Source organism: Mangrovitalea sediminis (assembly GCF_002514725.1).
Taxonomy (GTDB): domain Bacteria; phylum Pseudomonadota; class Gammaproteobacteria; order Pseudomonadales; family Oleiphilaceae; genus Mangrovitalea; species Mangrovitalea sediminis.
In genome coordinates this window covers 689,143-707,054 of sequence record NZ_NTLB01000001.1, presented here as the reverse complement: position 1 = coordinate 707,054, position 17,912 = coordinate 689,143, and the positions used below count along the sequence as shown (strand labels likewise).

At 59.4% G+C, this 17,912-nt stretch carries 17 protein-coding genes; 11 read left to right on the top strand and 6 right to left on the bottom strand.

The window, feature by feature from the left end:
* Positions 1 to 48 precede the first annotated feature (48 nt).
* Positions 49 to 1,494: a coniferyl aldehyde dehydrogenase gene (locus CLR77_RS03375; protein WP_097459159.1), complete on the bottom strand. Its 1,446-nt coding sequence runs from the start codon at positions 1,492 to 1,494 to the stop codon at positions 49 to 51.
* 333 nt (positions 1,495 to 1,827) lie between these two features.
* On the opposite strand from CLR77_RS03375, the gene CLR77_RS03370 reads away from it, so the two are divergent.
* Positions 1,828 to 2,481 (top strand): TetR/AcrR family transcriptional regulator, encoded by a 654-nt coding sequence (locus CLR77_RS03370; RefSeq protein ID WP_097459158.1) that lies wholly within the window; start codon positions 1,828 to 1,830, stop codon positions 2,479 to 2,481.
* Between the two features lie 166 nt (positions 2,482 to 2,647).
* On the opposite strand, the gene yihA is transcribed toward CLR77_RS03370, so the two are convergent.
* Complete coding sequence (gene yihA / locus CLR77_RS03365; protein ID WP_227519782.1) at positions 2,648 to 3,316, bottom strand: ribosome biogenesis GTP-binding protein YihA/YsxC; 669 nt, start codon at positions 3,314 to 3,316, stop codon at positions 2,648 to 2,650.
* A 250-nt stretch (positions 3,317 to 3,566) separates the two neighbouring features.
* Between yihA and CLR77_RS03360 the strand changes: the two genes are divergently transcribed.
* The 3 genes from CLR77_RS03360 to CLR77_RS03350 all read left to right on the top strand — a co-directional run bounded on the left by CLR77_RS03360 (position 3,567) and on the right by CLR77_RS03350 (position 5,978).
* Complete coding sequence (locus CLR77_RS03360) at positions 3,567 to 4,169, top strand: c-type cytochrome (protein ID WP_097459156.1); 603 nt, start codon at positions 3,567 to 3,569, stop codon at positions 4,167 to 4,169.
* Positions 4,170 to 4,418: 249 nt separating this feature from the next.
* The gene (locus tag CLR77_RS03355; protein WP_097459155.1) at positions 4,419 to 5,063 is read left to right on the top strand and encodes a thiol:disulfide interchange protein DsbA/DsbL; all 645 of its coding nucleotides are present in this window, start codon (positions 4,419 to 4,421) and stop codon (positions 5,061 to 5,063) included.
* 60 nt (positions 5,064 to 5,123) lie between these two features.
* On the top strand, positions 5,124 to 5,978 hold the full coding sequence (locus CLR77_RS03350; RefSeq protein ID WP_097459154.1) for an endonuclease/exonuclease/phosphatase family protein: 855 nt from the start codon (positions 5,124 to 5,126) through the stop codon (positions 5,976 to 5,978).
* 120 nt (positions 5,979 to 6,098) lie between these two features.
* On the opposite strand, the gene rpmG is transcribed toward CLR77_RS03350, so the two are convergent.
* The 3 genes from rpmG to radC form a co-directional block, all read right to left on the bottom strand.
* Positions 6,099 to 6,254 (bottom strand): 50S ribosomal protein L33, encoded by a 156-nt coding sequence (rpmG, locus tag CLR77_RS03345; protein ID WP_097459153.1) that lies wholly within the window; start codon positions 6,252 to 6,254, stop codon positions 6,099 to 6,101.
* A gap of 11 nt (positions 6,255 to 6,265) precedes the next feature.
* Complete coding sequence (rpmB, locus tag CLR77_RS03340; RefSeq protein WP_097459152.1) at positions 6,266 to 6,502, bottom strand: 50S ribosomal protein L28; 237 nt, start codon at positions 6,500 to 6,502, stop codon at positions 6,266 to 6,268.
* 166 nt (positions 6,503 to 6,668) lie between these two features.
* The gene (gene radC, locus CLR77_RS03335; protein WP_097459151.1) at positions 6,669 to 7,343 is read right to left on the bottom strand and encodes a RadC family protein; all 675 of its coding nucleotides are present in this window, start codon (positions 7,341 to 7,343) and stop codon (positions 6,669 to 6,671) included.
* A 147-nt stretch (positions 7,344 to 7,490) separates the two neighbouring features.
* Between radC and coaBC the strand changes: the two genes are divergently transcribed.
* The 4 genes from coaBC to argB all read left to right on the top strand — a co-directional run bounded on the left by coaBC (position 7,491) and on the right by argB (position 13,003).
* Positions 7,491 to 8,687 carry a bifunctional phosphopantothenoylcysteine decarboxylase/phosphopantothenate--cysteine ligase CoaBC gene (gene coaBC, locus CLR77_RS03330; RefSeq protein WP_097459150.1) on the top strand — a complete coding sequence of 399 codons (1,197 nt, stop codon included), beginning with the start codon at positions 7,491 to 7,493 and terminating at the stop codon, positions 8,685 to 8,687.
* Positions 8,688 to 8,761: 74 nt separating this feature from the next.
* Positions 8,762 to 9,223 (top strand): dUTP diphosphatase, encoded by a 462-nt coding sequence (gene dut, locus CLR77_RS03325; RefSeq protein WP_097459149.1) that lies wholly within the window; start codon positions 8,762 to 8,764, stop codon positions 9,221 to 9,223.
* Between the two features lie 66 nt (positions 9,224 to 9,289).
* Positions 9,290 to 11,968, top strand: coding sequence for a phosphomannomutase/phosphoglucomutase (locus CLR77_RS20490; RefSeq protein ID WP_097459148.1), 2,679 nt, complete (start codon positions 9,290 to 9,292; stop codon positions 11,966 to 11,968).
* 138 nt (positions 11,969 to 12,106) lie between these two features.
* Positions 12,107 to 13,003 carry an acetylglutamate kinase gene (gene argB, locus CLR77_RS03315; RefSeq protein ID WP_097459147.1) on the top strand — a complete coding sequence of 299 codons (897 nt, stop codon included), beginning with the start codon at positions 12,107 to 12,109 and terminating at the stop codon, positions 13,001 to 13,003.
* Positions 13,004 to 13,009: 6 nt separating this feature from the next.
* Here the strand turns inward: argB and CLR77_RS03310 are convergent, their stop codons facing one another.
* A complete protein-coding gene (locus CLR77_RS03310; protein WP_158227108.1) occupies positions 13,010 to 13,474 on the bottom strand; it encodes a PilZ domain-containing protein in 465 nt (154 codons plus the stop codon).
* Positions 13,475 to 13,758: 284 nt separating this feature from the next.
* Here CLR77_RS03310 and CLR77_RS20090 point away from each other — a divergent pair, with 284 nt between their 5' ends.
* The 3 genes from CLR77_RS20090 (at position 13,759) to argA (ending at position 17,909) form a co-directional block, all read left to right on the top strand.
* The gene (locus CLR77_RS20090; RefSeq protein ID WP_158227107.1) at positions 13,759 to 15,285 is read left to right on the top strand and encodes a hypothetical protein; all 1,527 of its coding nucleotides are present in this window, start codon (positions 13,759 to 13,761) and stop codon (positions 15,283 to 15,285) included.
* A 107-nt stretch (positions 15,286 to 15,392) separates the two neighbouring features.
* The gene (argE, locus tag CLR77_RS03300; protein ID WP_406564944.1) at positions 15,393 to 16,556 is read left to right on the top strand and encodes an acetylornithine deacetylase; all 1,164 of its coding nucleotides are present in this window, start codon (positions 15,393 to 15,395) and stop codon (positions 16,554 to 16,556) included.
* Between the two features lie 42 nt (positions 16,557 to 16,598).
* The gene (gene argA / locus CLR77_RS03295; protein WP_097459144.1) at positions 16,599 to 17,909 is read left to right on the top strand and encodes an amino-acid N-acetyltransferase; all 1,311 of its coding nucleotides are present in this window, start codon (positions 16,599 to 16,601) and stop codon (positions 17,907 to 17,909) included.
* Positions 17,910 to 17,912: the final 3 nt, after the last annotated feature.

The window sequence follows — 17,912 nt, the reverse complement described above, 5'->3', positions numbered from 1 at the left end:
CTATTCCTTCTGAAGACTGAACACCCGATGCCATCGAGAGCGGCTCCATCAGCGTATGAACAGTGAGTAGACGAAACGGTGCAGCAGGGTGCCGTGCGGGGCGTAAACCATCTTCCCGCTGTTGAGGCGCTGCTTGCTGAAAACGCCGCGGGCATTGGAGAAGGTCAGGAAGCCTTCCTTGCCGTGGTAATGGCCCATGCCCGAGGTGCCTACGCCACCGAAGGGCATATCGTCCTGGGCGACGTGCATCAGGGTATCGTTGATGCACATGCCGCCGGAATGGGTCTGATCCATCACATACTTCTGGGCGTTGCGATCATAGCCGAAGTAGTACATGGCGAGCGGCCGCGGCCGGTCATTGATATAGTTCAGGGCCTCGTCGACGCTGCCGTAGGTCACAACGGGCAGCAGCGGCCCGAAGATTTCCTCCTGCATGATCAGCATGTCGTCGCTGACGTTCAGTACCAGGTGTGGCGCCAGTTTGCGGGTGCCGTCATGCAGGTTTTCGTCGGCCGGGTTCAGCTCGATGATGCGGGCACCTTTCTGGCGGGCGTCATCCAGGTAGTGTTGCAGGCGCTGGTACTGACGTTCGTTGATGATGCTGGTGAAGTCCGGGTTGTCGCGCAGCGAGCCATACATCCGGGCAAAGGCGCTACGGAATTCGTCGACGAACTCGTTCACGCGGTCTGCGGGGCAGAGAACGTAATCCGGTGCCACGCAGGTCTGGCCGGCATTGAAGGTCTTGCCGAACGCCAGGCGCTCGGCGGCATCGCGCATCGGAACATCGCTGGCGATCAGGGCGGGCGATTTGCCCCCGAGTTCCAGTGTCACCGGTGTGAGGTTTTCCGCGGCAGCGCGCATGACGTGACGACCGACAGCCGTCGAGCCGGTGAACAGCAGGTGATCGAAGGGTTTGCTGGAGAAGGCCGCCGCCACTTCCGCATCGCCGTTGACCACGGCCACCAGATCCTGCGGGAAGTGTGCTTCAAGGATCTCTTTCATTAGAGCCGAGGTGTGAGGCGTGAATTCCGACATCTTGATCATCACCCGGTTACCCGCAGCCAGGGCGCCGACCAGCGGACTGATGGCCAACAGCAGCGGGTAGTTCCAGGGCACGATGATGCCGACAACACCGAGAGGCTGGTAATACACCTTGTTGGAGGCTGGTTGGAAGACCAGCGCCACATGGCGGCGGGAGGGCTTCATCCACTGCTGCAGGTGCTTTAACGCATAATTGATGCCCTGTACCGACGGCATCATTTCGGCCAGAAGGGTTTCGTCCGGGGAGCGGCAGCCGAAATCCTGGTCGATGGCGGCCAGGAAACGTTCCTGGTTGGAGAGCAGGGCGCGTTTCAGGCGTTTCAGGTTTTCCTTGCGCTCGGCCAGGGAGGGCATGACGTTGCGACGGAATGCCTCCCGTTGTTCGACATAGATGCGATTGAGCTGTTGGACCTGCTTCTTGCTTTCAGTAAGACGAACAACATTGGCGACCATGGGATTTCCTCCTCTATGCGTACCAGCGCCGGTGGGACGACCTGGCCGGGCTCGCGCTAGCCGGCGAAACGTCAGGATGGACGCCTCGCGATCAAAAGCTGTATGAAAAGTGGCCTATTTGCCATTTGCTGTATTATTAGAGTATATACTCTAACACGTCAAGCCTGACCGAAGTGGTGGCCCGAGAGGCCAGGATGGGGATCGGTGTGAGTCCGGCTTCATGGTGCCCTGATGCGACTCGTCACGTTTTGGTACCGCCGGCCCCCGGCACCTTTATTCCAGGGGTGCGCTTCGGTTAGCCTGTTGCCATGCGTCCTATCAGGCTCTAACTGAATGAAAACAAGAGATAAAATTATCCTGGCTAGTCTGGAACTCTTTAACGAGAAGGGCGAGCGCAACGTTACTACCAATCACATTGCTGCTTTTCTGAATATTTCTCCGGGCAACCTCTATTACCACTTCCGCAATAAGTCGGACATCATCTACGAGATTTTTCTCGAGTACGAAAAACTCGTCGATCATTACCTACAGATCCCTACCGATCGCCCTTTGTCGCTCGACGATATGGTGTTCTATCTGGAGTCCGTGTTCGACGGACTCTGGAGCTATCGCTTCTTTCACCGTGACCTGGAATACCTGCTGGACAGCGATACTCGCCTCCGCCGTGACTATCGGTCCTTTACCTTGCGCTGTCTGGCAGCCATTCGCTGCATACTCGACGGTCTTGTCGAAGGCGAGGTGATTCACTTGCAGCCTGACGCCATGCGGGACGCCATGTCCCTGAATGTATGGCTGGTCATTACGAACTGGATGGCCTTTCTGAAGACGGCGCATGCCGGTGAGGATAATGCGGCGATTACGCGGGAGCAGCTCAAGCAGGGCATCTACCAGGTGTTGACGCTGGAGGTACCGTATCTGACGGAAGCTTTTGAGGAGCCGGTCCGGCTACTGCGGGAGAAATACCGTCCTGACGGCTATCTGGGCTGAGTCGACGGAACTTTATTTTGAGAGATTTGTCACAAAGTATGACGCGGTTGAGTTGAAGTCGCTTAAAACGCCGTGTCTTCCCGGATTCAGCTCCGGGAATAGCCGCAACCAAACCCTGACGATGTTCTCCCGGCCCTGCAAAAGCCGGGAGTTTTTTGTCGGCGCCTCAGTTGGCAGGAAACTCCGGCTCCTCCACCGTTTCCTCGACCAGGGGGGGCGCTTCCAGCCAGAAACGCAATTGTTCGCTGGCTTCCTCGATACCGCTACGCTTCAGCGATGAAAACAGCACGACCTTTTCCACGACGGGGAAGGCGGCCAGTGTTTTGCGAAGGTTCAGCATGGCCTGCTTGGCGGGACCGAAACTGAGCTTGTCCGCCTTGGTCAGCAGAATCATCATCGGCAGCTGATGGTGTTGGCACCACTTGACCATCATGTCGTCGAAGTCGGTCATGGGGTGTCGGATATCCATCACCAGCACCAGCCCGCGCAGACATTCCCGTCGGCTCAGGTAGTTGTCCAGGTGTCGCTGCCAGTCCTCCTTCATATCCCGCGCGACCTTGGCGTAGCCGTAACCCGGCAGGTCCACCAGGCGAGTGTTTGGCCAATTCAGCGAGAAGAAGTTGATCAGGCGCGTGCGGCCCGGTGTCTTCGAGGTGCGTGCCAGGCTGCCAATATTGGTGATGGTATTGATCGCACTGGATTTGCCGGCATTGGAGCGGCCGGCGAACGCCACCTCCGCACCTTCGTCCGGCGGGCATTCGGCCAGACGCGACGCACTGGTCAGAAAGCGGGCGCTGTTGAAGGAGATACTCTTGAGGGGCGGGGTGTCAGTCACGATTCGGATCAATCCTGGAGCTTGGAGGTGAGTCAGGTATATTATCACAACGGCTGCCATTGCTGACTGGACAGCCGGCCGTCACAATGGAATGGGCATTGCGTTGGCTGGATATCGTCACCCTTTGTGATGGATCAATAACGATATTCAACATAACAGGCTATATTTCGGGCAGGTGTTAGATGTCCAGGTACATGAGCTGTTGACCCGGATTCGTCGTTTGTTGACCAGAATTCTAAGTGGGAAGCGCATGAAAAGACTCATTGCAGGCTTGGTAATGACCGTCGGCATGGCCGGCTTGGCGCACGCGGCAGGGAATGCTGACGCGGGTAAATCCAAGACGGCGGTTTGTGCGGCCTGTCATGGTGCCGACGGAAACAGCGCGTCGCCGACCTTTCCTAAATTGGCGGGGCAGAATGAACAGTATCTGCTGAAGCAGCTCCACGACATCAAGTCCGGCAAGCGTAAAGTGCTGCCGATGACGGGTATCCTGGATAACCTGAGCGAACAGGATCTGGAGGACGTTGCGGCGTACTTCTCGTCCCAAACGACGACCATCGGTCAGGCTGATCCCAAACAGGTTGCCATCGCCCAGCCCCTGTATCGTGGTGGTGATCTCGCGACCGGCGTGCCTGCCTGCTCTGCCTGTCACGGTCCTCGGGGGCTTGGCAATAATCCGGCGGCCTTTCCACGTCTGAGTGGACAGCACCCGGAATATGTTGCGTTACAGTTGAAGAACTTCCGCTCCGGCGAGCGGGATAACGACCCGGCGATGATGATGCGCCAGATTGCGGCCAAGCTGACCGACGCGCAGATCGAGGCTTTGAGCAACTACGTTTCCGGGTTGCATTGATGCAGGATGATCCAGATAACGCTCTATTCGTCTTAATGCTTGCAGCTTGATCGCGGCGGGCTAAACTGGCCCCTCCTCCCAGCCTTTTGTGGGCGGGTTTGAGGGGCCTTTTTGTCAGAGGCCGGTGTTGCCGACCGTCCAAGGTTCGGTGGCCGGAGATGAGGGAAGCCGGGTGACCGAAGTGTGCCGGCCAGGTAAGGCGAAGACCCCGTCGAAGCGGGGCTCGGAACCAGGAAAACGGAGAATCGCATGGTAAAGCATTGGCTGTTGGGGGTGGTGTTCGCCCTGTTGTTGCCCGCCGCCGCGCAGGCTGAATCAGCCGCGCCCTATAAGGCCGGCGATCAATATGAGGTGCTGGATTATCCGATACCGGTCCAGGATCAGAGCAAGATCGTGGTTACAGAAGTCTTTTGGTACGGCTGCCCTCACTGTTACCACTTCAGGCCGATGATTGAGGCTTGGGTGAAAACGTTGCCCCCGGATGTGGAATTCCAGATGTTGCCCGCCGCCTTGGGACGGACCTGGACAGTGCATGCCCACGCCTTCTATACGGAAAAGGCGCTGGGGGTATTTGATAAGATGCATGATGTGCTGTTCGATGCGCTTGCCCGCGATCACGAGCCGTTGGATGATGAGAACTCCCTGGCCAAGTTCTTTGCGCAGCACGGTGTGGATGAACAGAAATTCCGTCAGGCGTGGGAAAGCTTTGGCGTTAATGCCGAGGTACAGCAGGCGGCCTCCAAGGTGCGCGGCGCCATGATTACCGGCGTGCCGACCCTGCTGGTCGATGGCAAGTACAAGATCACCGGCGAGAGTGCCGGCAGTCAGGAAAATATGCTGAAGGTGGCGGATTTCCTGATCAAGAAGGAACGTGAAGCTCGGCAGTCCAAGTAACAGCAGCCGGCTGTCGATTCGTTACCGGGGTCGTGTCGGCCCCGGTCGGGCAGGTGGTGGATGTACGATAAGTTACGCAATCGCTTGAATGTCTGGCTTGGACGCGAGCATGTGCCCCGTGGTGCCTGCTCGGGGTTCGAACATGTACCTCATTTTGAAGCTCACCGGCATATCCGTCTTCTGACCTACAACATACAGGTCGGTATCTCCACTTCGTCCTATCATCATTACTTCACGCGCAGCTGGCAGCACGTGCTGCCTCACCGCGGGCGTAGCGAAAACCTGGATAAGATTGCGCAACTCCTGCGGAACTATGATGTCGTGGCTTTGCAGGAGTGTGATGGCGGCAGTCTACGCAGCGGTTATGTCAACCAGGTACAGTATCTGGCGGAGGCTGGCGGTTTCCCCTATTGGTATCAGCAGCTCAACCGTAATCTCGGGCGCATCGCTCAGCACAGCAACGGCCTGTTGAGCCGCTTTCGGCCTTTGGATGTGGAAGAGTACCGCCTCCCGGGCCTGATTCCCGGGCGAGGTGCCATTGTGGCCCGCTATGGTTCGCCGAAAGATCCGTTGGTTCTGGTGATTCTACACCTGTCGTTGGGTGCGGCGGCGCAGCAGCGGCAGCTAGGGTTCGTGCGGGAACTGATCGCGGATTATCGCCATGTGGTTCTGATGGGGGATATGAATGCGCATGCCGAGCGGTTGCTGACACAGACGCCGCTGAAGCAGACCGACCTGGTGCCCCTGCCGGCGTCGGCTCACAGTTTTCCCAGTTGGCGACCCGAGAAAGCACTGGACCATATTCTGGTCAGCCCCTCCCTGGAAATTCGCGAAGCTCGGGTTATCAGTTATCCGGTATCGGACCACTTGCCGATCGCGATGGATATCGCGCTACCGGAGGGGTACGTTTCCTGAATGCTGCCGGGGCGTCGTTGTAGTGAACGCGTAAGAAGGTTTTCAGTGCGAAAAAAAACCGGCGGTGCCGAGCTCGTCTTATTGACGGGCCGGCTGCGCCGGTTTCGGGGAGGCCAGGAATTACTTGATCTTGGCTTCCTTGTAAACCACGTGCTTGCGAACCACCGGGTCGTACTTCTTCATTTCGACTTTTTCCGGGGTGTTACGCTTGTTCTTCATCGTGGTGTAGAAGTGCCCTGTGTTGGCACTGGATACCAGTTTGATTTTCTCGCGCATGATCGGGCTCCTTAGAATTTCTCGCCGCGGGCACGCATATCCGCCAGAACGGAATCGATGCCTTTCTTGTCGATGATGCGCATGCCTTTGGCAGAAACGCGCAGTTTTACGAAGCGCTTTTCACTTTCCACCCAGAAACGGTGCGTTTGCAGGTTCGGCAGAAAGCGACGCTTTGTGTGGTTCATCGCGTGGGATACATTATTACCGGTAATCGGACGCTTGCCGGTTACCTGACAGACTCGGGACATACCTTGCCTCCAACCTGGGCGTTGGTTCTCTAAAATATGAATGCGTTTATCGTGCCGCTGGCTTACCTTGCCTACCTGCCAGACGCCTCCGAAAGGCCCGCCTTTATACCAGAATGCCAGGGTAAAGGCAAAGAATTGATGCAGGATTGAACAGGATCGTCGTGTTTCAGCAAAGGCCGCGTTCAGCCAGCGATACGACGCTTTCGTGGCCGACGATCATGTGATCGAGCACTCGCACGTCGATCAACGCCAGGGCATCCTTGAGTCGGCCGGTAAGGTTGATGTCGGCGCTGCTTGGCTCGGCTTCACCTGAGGGGTGATTGTGGGCCAGAATCACCGCAGCGGCATTATAGTCCAGCGCGCGCCTGACCACCTCCCTCGGATAGACGGCCGCTCCGTCTATGGTGCCCTGGAAAAGCTCTTCGTAACGGATGACCCGGTGCCGGTTGTCCAGGAACAGGCAGGCGAAGACTTCGTGCTGACGGGTTACCAGGCGCAGCTTCAGGTAACGCCGGGTTTCCTCGGGAGACGTGAGGGGATCGCCGGTGCGCATGGGTTCGTCGAGGACTCGCCTCGCCATTTCCATGGCTGCCTGTAACTGGGCAAATTTGGCTGTGCCCAGCCCGTTGATGCGGCAGAAGGCGGTCGCCGATGCGCCAGCCAGACTGCGCAGGCCGCCGAACTGTTCGAGCAGGTGGCGTGACAGCTCCAGTACGGGCCTCTCGCGGGTACCGGTGCGGAGGAATATCGCCAGTAATTCGGCGTCACTGAGGTGGCCGGCACCAAAGGCCAGCAGCTTTTCGCGGGGGCGCTCTGCCGTCGGCAGGGATTTGAGGGACATGCTTCCATTCTCTTGGTGGTTTCCGGGTGGCCGGGGTCTTCCATTGACGACGGCATTCTAACGGAATTCTCCGTGGCCTGTGCAGATGGTATCGTAAGACGCTATGCACGATATGGGCGGGTCTTGCGCCGCGAAACAGGAGTATCCATGGCTTCTCGACAAATTCTGGTAGGCGTCACTGGTGGTATTGCTGCTTATAAAAGTGCCGAGCTGGTGCGCCTGCTGGGGAAGCAGGGGCATAGGGTGATCGTCGTCATGACGGAAGGTGCCAAGGCCTTTGTGACGCCTTTGACGTTCCAGGCACTGACGGGGTCGCCGGTGCGTGACAGCCTGCTCGATCCAGAGGCGGAAGCCGGTATGGGGCATATCGAGCTGGCGCGCTGGGCTGATCTCGTCCTGATCGCGCCCGCTTCAGCGGATTTTATGGCCAGGCTAAATGCGGGGATGGCTGATGACCTCCTGAGTACACTCTGCCTGGCGACGACGGCGCCGATCGCCCTGGCGCCTGCGATGAATCAGGCCATGTGGAGCAATGCCCGAACCCAGGCCAACCTGGACCGCCTGTCGCAGGATGCCCAGATCCATGTCTGGGGGCCTGCCGCTGGCGATCAGGCCTGCGGTGATGTCGGGCTTGGACGGATGCTGGAAGCCGCCGAATTGGCGGAGCGGGTGGCGGGATTTTGGGAGCGCCCCCTGGCTGGTATGCATTGGGTGATCACCGCCGGGCCGACGCGGGAATCTATCGATCCGGTGCGCTATATCAGCAACCACAGTTCCGGCAAAATGGGATACGCACTGGCCCGCGCCGCCGCTGATGCGGGTGCACGGGTTACCCTGGTCAGCGGTCCTGTCGGTCTACCGGTGCCGGCTGGCGTCGACCGGGTCAGTGTGGAAAGTGCCGAGCAGATGTATGAAGCCGTTCATGCTGCCGTTGCCGATGGGGGCGACCTGTTCGTGGCTGCGGCTGCGGTGGCGGACTATCGTGTGATCGATCCGGCGGCGCAGAAAATCAAGAAGTCCCGTGATCGCATGACCATCGAGCTGACACGTAACCCGGATATCCTGAGCTCGGTAGCGGCCCTGCCGTCGCCGCCCTTTACTGTCGGATTCGCGGCTGAAACCCACGACGTCGAGCACTATGCGCGGGACAAACTGACCCGTAAGAAGCTGGATATGATTGTCGCCAATGACGTTTCCGATCAGCGTATTGGCTTCAACAGCGATGTCAATGCGGTCACTGTCATCTGGGACGGCGGCCAGCAGCAGTTCCCGATGAGCGCCAAGACGCAGCTTGCCGAGCAACTGCTGGAATCCATCATGGCGCGATACCAGGCAAAACCCTAACTGCGGGCCACGCCGATGCGGCGGCCCGGTTTCAAGATCCCCGCTGAAAGGGACAGAAAGGAGAGCAGCATTTCATGAGTCGACAGACCTTCCAGGTTCGTATCGTCAATCCACTGCTGGGTCGCGATATCCCCATGCCGGAATATGCCACTGCCGGTTCTGCTGGCCTCGATCTGCGGGCCTGCCTGGATCAGGCGCTGGTCCTGGAGCCGGGCCAGACAAAACTGATTCCGACCGGATTGGCGATTCATATCGCCGATCCCGGGCTGGCGGCCATGATCCTGCCGCGTTCGGGTTTGGGGCACAAGCACGGTATCGTGCTGGGTAACCTGGTGGGGTTGATCGATTCCGATTATCAGGGCGAGCTGATGGTGTCCTGCTGGAACCGGGGCCATACGACTTTCACCATCAACCCTGGCGAGCGGATTGCCCAGATGGTGTTGGTGCCGGTGGTGCAGGCCGACTTCGAGATCGTTGACGCTTTTGCGGAAACTGATCGTGCCGACGGGGGCTTTGGCTCCACGGGACGGCACTGATAACCATCCTGTAGAGACGTTCTATACTGGTAACTCCATGCGCACTCATCAATAAGGGATGATGTGATGAAATTTGGCAAAAAGAAGTCGGCGGACGCTGCTCCGGAGGCCAATGGGCAGCCGGCGCCGGCCGCTGTAAAGCCAGCCAATGGCGGGAATGGGAAGGCGGCGCCTGCTGGCGGTAAGGGGAGCTTGACCTCGATTCTGCTGGGGCAGGTCCTGGTGGTCCTGGTGGTCGGCGTGCTCTCCGTGATGGCGGTCAAGATGTTGGTGCTGTCTCCCGGTGAGCAGGCGCTGCAATCCCGCAACAATAAAGTGCAGGCCGACGCCGCTCTGGCTCGCGTTGAACAGCGGGTGGCATTGCTGCAGAACATGGTCAAGGGGTTTGCCGCGGAGCCGGGTGTACTCCAGGCCATGAACGATTCCGCGCGGCGGGACCGGTTGGCCATGGCCTTTGCGGGCAGCCTGCCGGGAACTCAACAGGCGTTCGTTTTTCCCGTCGGGCAGATCTCGCAGCAGACGGATAGCGGCTATGTTCTCAGCTTCGCCAGTCTCGATTTGCTGCATAAAGCGGAGCGGAACGAACAGACTCAGCCGGACGCCTTCCTCGACGATCAGAAGCAGTGGGCCATCCAGATTGCCGCACCGGTTATTGACCCCAAGAATCTTGCTGTCGTAGGCACTGTGCTGGCGATTTTCGACACGCGGGTGTTGCAGCCGACGTTGCAATCCACCGGAGCCCTGGCTGGCGAACTGTCGTTGACCCAGTCGATCGATGGCAGCACCCAGGTCATCGTGGGGAGTGCTCACGCCATGGCGGCGGCGACAACGAAGGTGACGCTGCCCAACACCCATTGGCAGTTGGCCTATGCACCGACAGGGAGTAGTGACGCCGTTTATTTCAATAGCGGCGTCTTATGGGGCAGTGTCCTGGTCGTTGCGTTGTTGGGCATGATTGGGGTGGCGATTCTGTTCCTCGCGGCCCAGCGTCAACTGCGTCAGGACGTTGTGTCGCTGACGACCTGGGCACAGAAGGCCTTTTCCGGGGAGCGTGTGCGTCTTCCGAAACTGAATCTGGGCATACTGGCAGCGCTGGGCGAGTCGTTGGGCCGGTTGGCGCAGTCTGTCGACAAGCGCGTTGTCAAAGCGGAAACCGCGTTGCGTGAGGCCAAGCGCAAACCGGCCGCGCCTGAGCCCGCGAGGGCGCCTGTGGCAGACACTGCGGCGGCGGTGGAAGATGAGGAGCCCCTGTTCCAGAGCAAGAACGTGCTGGACATCGATATGCTGGACGGCGACGAGGATGTCCTGGGACTGGGTAGCCATGGCGGTCTTGGTGGCGTCGATGGGCTGGAGGTGGCCGAGGTGCCGTCGGTGGACGTGCCTGCAGGTATTTTCCGGGCTTACGATATCCGGGGTATCGTTGGTGAAAACCTGACGCCGGAGATCGTAAGCCTAATCGGTATGTCGCTCGGCAGCGAGGCTCTAGCGCTTGGTCAGAAGGCACTCTGTGTCGGCTATGACGGCCGGCATTCCAGTCCAGGACTCGCGGAGGCGGTCGCGCGCGGCATCCTGTCCACCGGCTGCGATGTGATTGATATCGGACGGGTGCCCACGCCCGTGCTGTATTTTGCAACCCATCATTTGGGGACGGGCTCCGGCGTTATGATCACCGGCAGTCACAACCCGTCAAACTACAACGGCCTTAAGATGATGCTCGGCGGCAAGACGCTTTCCGGCGAGGATATCCAGAAGCTGCTTGCCCGTATTCGCAGCAGCAACTTTGCACGGGGGCAGGGGCAGCGTAGTTCGGAAGATGTGCGTTCCGCTTACCTGACGCGCATCGTTGACGATATCGCCGTGGCGGCTCCGCTTAAAGTGGTCCTCGATGCCGGTAATGGCATCGCCGGCGAGCTGGGTCCGAGGTTGATCGAGGAGCTGGGTTGCGATGTGGTGCCCTTGTATTGCGAAGTCGATGGTGACTTCCCGAACCATCATCCAGACCCTGGCAAGCCGGCCAATCTCAAGGACCTGATCAGCAAGGTTCAGGAAGAAGGCGCCGATTTGGGGTTGGCTTTCGACGGTGATGGCGACCGCCTGGGAGTGGTCACCAATACAGGCAAGATCATCTGGCCCGACCGGCTGCTGATGTTGTTTGCGCGGGATGTGGTGTCGCGCAACCCCGGTGCGGACATCATCTACGACGTCAAGTGTTCACGCCGACTGGCCAGCGTGATCAACGAGTACGGGGGGCGTCCCGTCATGTGGAAGACCGGCCACTCCCTGATCAAGGCGCGGATGAAGGAAACCGGCGCCTTGCTGGCCGGCGAAATGAGTGGGCATATCTTCTTCGCCGAGCGCTGGTTCGGTTTTGACGACGGTCTCTACTCGGCTGCCCGCTTGCTGGAAATTCTCGGTGTGGAAGATCGCTCCAGCGATGATGTCTTTGCCGATTTCCCGGAAGACGTCAGTACGCCGGAGCTGAACGTCGAGGTCAGCGAGGACAACAAGTTCGCTATCGTCGAGAAACTGGCGAAGGATGGACAGTTCGGCGAGGCGAGTATCAGCACTATCGACGGTATCCGGGTGGATTACCCCGACGGCTGGGGGCTGTGCCGGGCGTCGAACACCACGCCCGTGCTGGTACTGCGTTTCGAGGCGGAATCGGAAGAGGCACTGGAGCGAATCAAGACAATATTCCGGGAGCAGCTGCAGCGGGTCGCGCCTGATATACCACTAAACTTCTGAATACCGTAAACCCCGGGGCGCGGGCATGTTGCTGAAGCCTGGGAACGGGTACAATACCCAGACCACAGCCGGTTGGCTGTGGTTTTTTTGTTGGAGCGGCTTTTGTTCGACTACGCAGATCAGGAGGGACGGCGTCCAATGGCTCTCGACCGCGATACCGCCATGCAGGTGGCTTCGGTGCTCAGTAAGGGGCTGCCTTACATCCAGCGTTTCACCGGCAAGACGTTTGTCATCAAGTACGGTGGCAACGCCATGGAAAACGAGGACCTCAAACGTAGCTTCGCCCGCGATATCGTGTTGATGAAGCTGGTGGGGATCAATCCGGTTGTCGTACACGGCGGCGGCCCGCAAATCGGTGACCTGCTCAAGCGCCTGAATATCAACTCCCATTTCATCGACGGTATGCGTGTGACCGATGCCGAAACGATGGATGTGGTGGAAATGGTGCTTGGTGGGCTGGTCAACAAGGAAATCGTTTCCCTGATCAACCAGCATGGCGGTCTCGCTATCGGTATGACCGGCAAGGATGCGAACCTGATTCGCGCCCGTAAGCTGGAGGTGGTGAAGCGCTCACCCGAGATGACCAAACCCGAGATCATCGATATCGGCCATGTAGGCACCGTGGATCGCGTCAATACGGACGCCATCGATATGCTGGTGCGCAGTGACGTGATTCCGGTGATTGCTCCGATCGGCGTCGGTGCGGACGGCGCTTCCTACAACATCAACGCCGACTTGGTCGCCGGCAAGGTTGCCGAGGCACTCAAGGCGGAGAAACTGATCCTGCTGACCAATGTTGCCGGGCTGCAGAATCGCGAAGGCAAGGTGCTTACCGGGCTGACCGCCAGTCAGGTAAACGATTTAATCGATGACGGCACCATCCATGGTGGCATGCTCCCCAAGATCCGCTGTGCACTCGAAGCGGTCGAAGGCGGCGTACGTTCCTCGCACATTATCGATGGCCGGGTTGCGCACGCGACGTTGCTGGAGATTTTTACCGACGAGGGTGTGGGGACGCTGATCACTAAGAACTGAGCCGGTTCAGGATTTGGGACGGGTTGCAGGAGGTTCCTCCAGTGATTCGTTCCAGCCAGCCTGCGCGTAGCGATCCGCGAAACGGGTAATCCACTCCGCAGCGGCCTCCTCGCTGGAGAGTTCCCGGCCTTCCTGGCGAAGGACATCTCTTCGATATTGCTCGATACGGCAAATCTGTTCAACCATGCGGACCTTGTATGCCTCTGCCGGCGACGTAAAGGCAAGGCCGACCTCGTAGTGGGTCCCATTGGGTTCGCACCAGACGACGCGGCCCTTGATCTTGAGCAGGTCCGGGATGTGGATGCGAACAACCACATCCTCGTCGACGGTCAGGGGGCGGTTCGACGAAAAGGCAAGACCGCCGGCGCTGAGATTGCGCAAGCCGTGACGGCTCTGACGACCACGTTGCCGCCGGACCTCGATGGGGATATCGACGGGGTGTCGAATGAAGGCACGTTCCTGCGGGCTCATGATTCCCTCCAGTCTGTGGACCCTGATGAATGGCTGAATAAGTCGCCAGTCTTTTGCATCCTTGTCTATTCTACGTGGGGAACCTTGTTGCGGCTTCAAGGGCCCGACATGATGGGTGATCTTTCCGGCATGCCGATCCAGGTCTGCTGGCATTGTAGCGAATTCTTGACTGTCGGCCGGAAACCCGTCAATAGCGGGTGATCCTGTATCGAAATTGGGGTCGGTGCGGTGCATCGGAGGTCTGGCGTATAGTGTGCCGGACAGGATGGAGTGGATAGGGCGTCATGAGAAAACTGGTTTTTGTGCTGGTCCTGGTGTTAGCCGTGCTTGGCGTTTACAAGGCGGCGGTTTGGTATGGAACGATGAACTGGCTGAATGTGGCTCAGGCCAATATTGAAAGCGCTGGGGTGCTTAGCTGGGATAGCATTGATTCCACCTTGGGCGGGGAGGTCACGGTCAATGGGCTGCGGCTGCAGTTGTTCGATCTGACGCTGCCGATCCGTGTCGGCGCAGTCTCGTTTTCCCGGCCGACGCCCTGGGCATTGCTGAAAACGCTCTATGGCGATCGGAAGACGCCGCCCCTGGACTGGAAGCTGACCGTCAACGACCTCGATATGGCCCTGGTGCCCGGCCTGTTCAAGTCGTGGGCCACCGGTGCCGACGGACAAGGGGCCCGTGACGCCTTTGATCCCTGGGGTCTCTATGCCTGCGGCGCCACTCATACCTTGAGTATCGAGCAATTGATCGCGATAGGGATTCACCAGGTGCATGGTAGTGCCTCCCTGGTCTACCGGACCGACATGCAGGAGGGGCTGATTCGCAGCAAGCTCTCGGTGAATGCCGGTACCCTGGGTAGCCTCGATCTCAATGTCGTCATGCCGCCGCCGAATCGCTGGGATAGGTTTGGCGATCCATCGGCCTGGCCAATTCCCCAATCTTTGCAGTTGGTGCTGCGCGACGGCGGCTTCATGCGCCGGGTATCGGCTTACTGCTCCCAGCAGGGGTATGACTCTGAGCACCGATGGTCACAGTCGGCAACAGGGGCCTGGCGTGAAAATCTGGCCAAGCACGGTATCGTACCGGGTAAAACCCTGCTCGATCTCTATGAGAACTGGATGGAAAATGGGGGTGAGCTGAGCCTGGCATTGCAGCCGCAGGACGACGTTACCGGTAAGAGCCTGCTTCAGGATACGCCGGATCAGGCTCTGCAGGCTCTGGGGTTCAGGCTCGCCTACAATGGTGCCCCTGTACAGTCGCCGTCTGTATCACTGGACAGGGGCACGCTGACCCGGAGTCTTGCGCCACCGGCGGCACAAAATGAGGCTTCTGCGCCACCCAAGCCCAAGGTGCAGCCGAAGCCCGACTACCTCGATACACCGGTTGCCCAGGCGGCAGCTTGGGTGGGACGCATGGTAAAGGTGACCTATGGCGGCCGAACACTGGAAGGTCGGCTGGATCGGGTGGATGACAATACGCTGCAGGTTGCCCAGAATGTGCAGGGTGGCGTCGTGGAGTATCCGGTGCCGACGGCGCAGGTGACAGCGCTCAAGGTTTGGCGGACATCGAGTGAGACGCCGCCACATCCTCTTCCGGCTCCGGCTCCGGCTCCGGCTCCGGCTCCGGCTCCGGCTCCGGCTCCGGCTTCGGAGCAGGCAGTGCCGTCAGCAACCGCTGCGCCCGCAGCTGAAAACGCGTCTGCAACGACTCCCGCAGCGTCAGCCGACAGCCCGGTCACTGAGGCACCTGCGCCGGAAAACAGCGCGCCTGCGGTGGATACCGATACCGCAGCGCCTTCCGGCAACGGACAATGAGCCGCTAGACGTCAGGCTACTTTTTGGCGTCCAGTTTCGCCGGCGGGTTTCGGGGCCGATGTGTTGGCCGGTGAACGCCGGCGTTCCTGTTTTCGATGGAGGGTGGAATGATGTCTGATCCCGTACCCCATATTCGCGATATGCTGGGGCAGTTGATTGCTGTGCCCTCCATCAGCAGCGCTTCGCCCAAGTGGGATCACAGCAACGAAGGTGTGATCTCGATCCTGGCCGGTTGGCTGGAGGACCTGGGATTCACCGTCGAGGTAATGCCGGTCCCGGGCCTGAAAGGCAAATCCAATATGATCGCCACCCTGGGCCAGGGTCCAGGCGGCCTTGTGCTGTCCGGTCATACCGACACCGTACCCTTCGACGAATCCCGCTGGGGCAGCGATCCCTTTCAGCTCACCGAACGGGACGACCGCTGGTACGGCCTCGGTACTTGCGACATGAAGGGCTTTTTCCCGCTGGCCATTACGGCAGCCCGCGAATTTGTCGGCAAGCGCCTGCGCCAGCCGCTGATTATCCTGGCCACGGCCGACGAGGAAAGTTCGATGGAAGGTGCTCGGGCACTGGCCCGTGCAGGCCGGCCCAAGGCGCGGTTTGCCGTGATCGGTGAACCGACCGAGCTGCGTCCGATCCGCATGCACAAGGGCATCATGATGGATCGTCTGGTCCTGAGGGGGCAATCCGGTCATTCGTCCGACCCGTCGCTGGGGCGTAATGCCCTGGAGGGCATGCACGCTGCCATCAGTGAAATACTGACTTTGCGTAAACAGTGGCAGGAACGCTATCGCAACCCGGGCTTCCAGGTTCCGGTGCCGACGCTCAATCTCGGGCATATTCACGGGGGAGACAATCCCAATCGCATCTGTGGCGAGTGTGAACTGCATTTCGACCTGCGACCGCTGCCCGGAATGGATCTGGATGGCTTGCGGGAAGCGATTCGCCAGAAGCTGGCGCCGGTGGCTGAGGCGCGGGAATTGCAGTTCGAGCTGAATCCGCTTTTCGCCGGTGTGCCACCATTTGAAACGCCGGCCGATGCCGAGCTGGTGCGAGTCTGCGAGCGGTTGACCGGGCATGCCGCCGAGGCGGTCGGTTTTGCCACCGAGGCACCCTTTCTGCAACAGCTCGGCATGGAAACCCTGGTCATGGGGCCGGGAAGTATCGATCAGGCCCACCAGCCGGACGAGTTCCTGGCGCTGTCGCAGATTGATCCTGCCCTACAGCTCCTGCGGCAACTGATTGATTACGCCTGTTTGCAAGACCGTTAACGGCACTCTGATGATTCGCAAGACCCTTTGGGAGGCACTGCATTGAGCACTAGCGACTGGTTGCACGGATTTCGCCATTCGTCCCCCTATATCAACACCCATCGTGGTCGAACCGTGGTGTTGACGCTGGGTGGCGAAGCCTTGGCGCACAGCAACCTGATGAACATTATTCACGACATCACGTTGCTCAGTAGTCTGGGTGTGAAACTGGTTCTGGCCTTCGGTGCCCGCCCGCAGATTCAGGCGCGTCTCGAATCCGTGGGTGTCACCTCGGATTTTCACCGGGGCTTGCGTGTGACCCGGGAGGCGGATCTGCCACTGGTTCTGGAGGCTGTCGGTGCGCTGCGGGCCATGCTGGAGAGTCGCCTGTCGATGGGGCTCGTGAATTCACCCATGCATGGCGCCCGGATTCGCGTCTGCGGAGGGAATCTCATCACCGCCAAACCGGTGGGAGTGCTCGACGGTGTCGATTTCGGGTATACCGGGGCGGTGCGCCGGGTTGATGTCGCCGGAATCGAGCGCCTGCTGGAGCAGGGCAATATCGTGCTGCTGCCATCGATCGGTTATTCGCCGACCGGCGATGCCTTCAACCTGTCCTATGAAGACGTGGGTAGTCAGGCGGCCAGTGCCCTGCAGGCAGAGAAACTCATTATCTTCAAGGACCACCAGGGTATTCTGGACGAGCATGGCCATCTCGTGCGCGAGCTGACGGTGCGTGAAGCCTGTAATCGCCTGGTGGAAGGACGGCTTGAGGGACATGACGCCGCCTTGCTGCAGGCTGCGTGTAATGCCTGCACCAAGGGTGTTCGTCGCGCCCATATCATCAGTTATGTGCGGGACGGTGCGCTGCTCGAGGAGCTTTTCACCCGAGACGGCTCAGGCACCATGGTGAATGACGACAATTACGAGCAGGTGCGCCGGGCTCGTTCCGAAGACATTGGCGGTATTCTTGGGTTGATCGAGCCGCTGGAGCGCCAGGGCATTCTGGTGAGGCGTCCGCGAGAGTTGATCGAGACCGAAATCGATCGTTTTGTCGTCGACGAACGGGATGGCACGGTGGTGGGGTGTGCCGCTTTTCATCCCTATCTGAATGACGGTATCGCTGAATTGGCCTGCTTCGCGGTGAATACGACATACCGGCGTTCCGGTCGCGGTGACCAGATTCTCCGTATGATCGAGAAGATGGCGCTGGATCAGGGCATCGAGCGACTGTTCGTCCTGACGACGCAGACCGAGCATTGGTTCCGCGAACGTGGCTTCGAGCCGGCGACGCTGGCCGAGCTACCGGAAGAACGCCGTGCGGGGTACAACGCCCAGCGGAACTCCAAGATCTTTGTGAAGCGTCTGGTCTGAGGC

Coding starts and splice junctions, on each gene's coding strand:
- CLR77_RS03375 (WP_097459159.1), bottom strand. CDS start 1,494: ATGGTCGCCAATGTTGTTCGTCTTACTGAAAGCAAGAAGCAGGTCCAA.
- CLR77_RS03370 (WP_097459158.1), top strand. CDS start 1,828: ATGAAAACAAGAGATAAAATTATCCTGGCTAGTCTGGAACTCTTTAAC.
- CLR77_RS03360 (WP_097459156.1), top strand. CDS start 3,567: ATGAAAAGACTCATTGCAGGCTTGGTAATGACCGTCGGCATGGCCGGC.
- CLR77_RS03355 (WP_097459155.1), top strand. CDS start 4,419: ATGGTAAAGCATTGGCTGTTGGGGGTGGTGTTCGCCCTGTTGTTGCCC.
- CLR77_RS03350 (WP_097459154.1), top strand. CDS start 5,124: ATGTACGATAAGTTACGCAATCGCTTGAATGTCTGGCTTGGACGCGAG.
- rpmG (WP_097459153.1), bottom strand. CDS start 6,254: ATGCGCGAGAAAATCAAACTGGTATCCAGTGCCAACACAGGGCACTTC.
- rpmB (WP_097459152.1), bottom strand. CDS start 6,502: ATGTCCCGAGTCTGTCAGGTAACCGGCAAGCGTCCGATTACCGGTAAT.
- radC (WP_097459151.1), bottom strand. CDS start 7,343: ATGTCCCTCAAATCCCTGCCGACGGCAGAGCGCCCCCGCGAAAAGCTG.
- coaBC (WP_097459150.1), top strand. CDS start 7,491: ATGGCTTCTCGACAAATTCTGGTAGGCGTCACTGGTGGTATTGCTGCT.
- dut (WP_097459149.1), top strand. CDS start 8,762: ATGAGTCGACAGACCTTCCAGGTTCGTATCGTCAATCCACTGCTGGGT.
- CLR77_RS20490 (WP_097459148.1), top strand. CDS start 9,290: ATGAAATTTGGCAAAAAGAAGTCGGCGGACGCTGCTCCGGAGGCCAAT.
- argB (WP_097459147.1), top strand. CDS start 12,107: ATGGCTCTCGACCGCGATACCGCCATGCAGGTGGCTTCGGTGCTCAGT.
- CLR77_RS03310 (WP_158227108.1), bottom strand. CDS start 13,474: ATGAGCCCGCAGGAACGTGCCTTCATTCGACACCCCGTCGATATCCCC.
- CLR77_RS20090 (WP_158227107.1), top strand. CDS start 13,759: ATGAGAAAACTGGTTTTTGTGCTGGTCCTGGTGTTAGCCGTGCTTGGC.
- argE (WP_406564944.1), top strand. CDS start 15,393: ATGATGTCTGATCCCGTACCCCATATTCGCGATATGCTGGGGCAGTTG.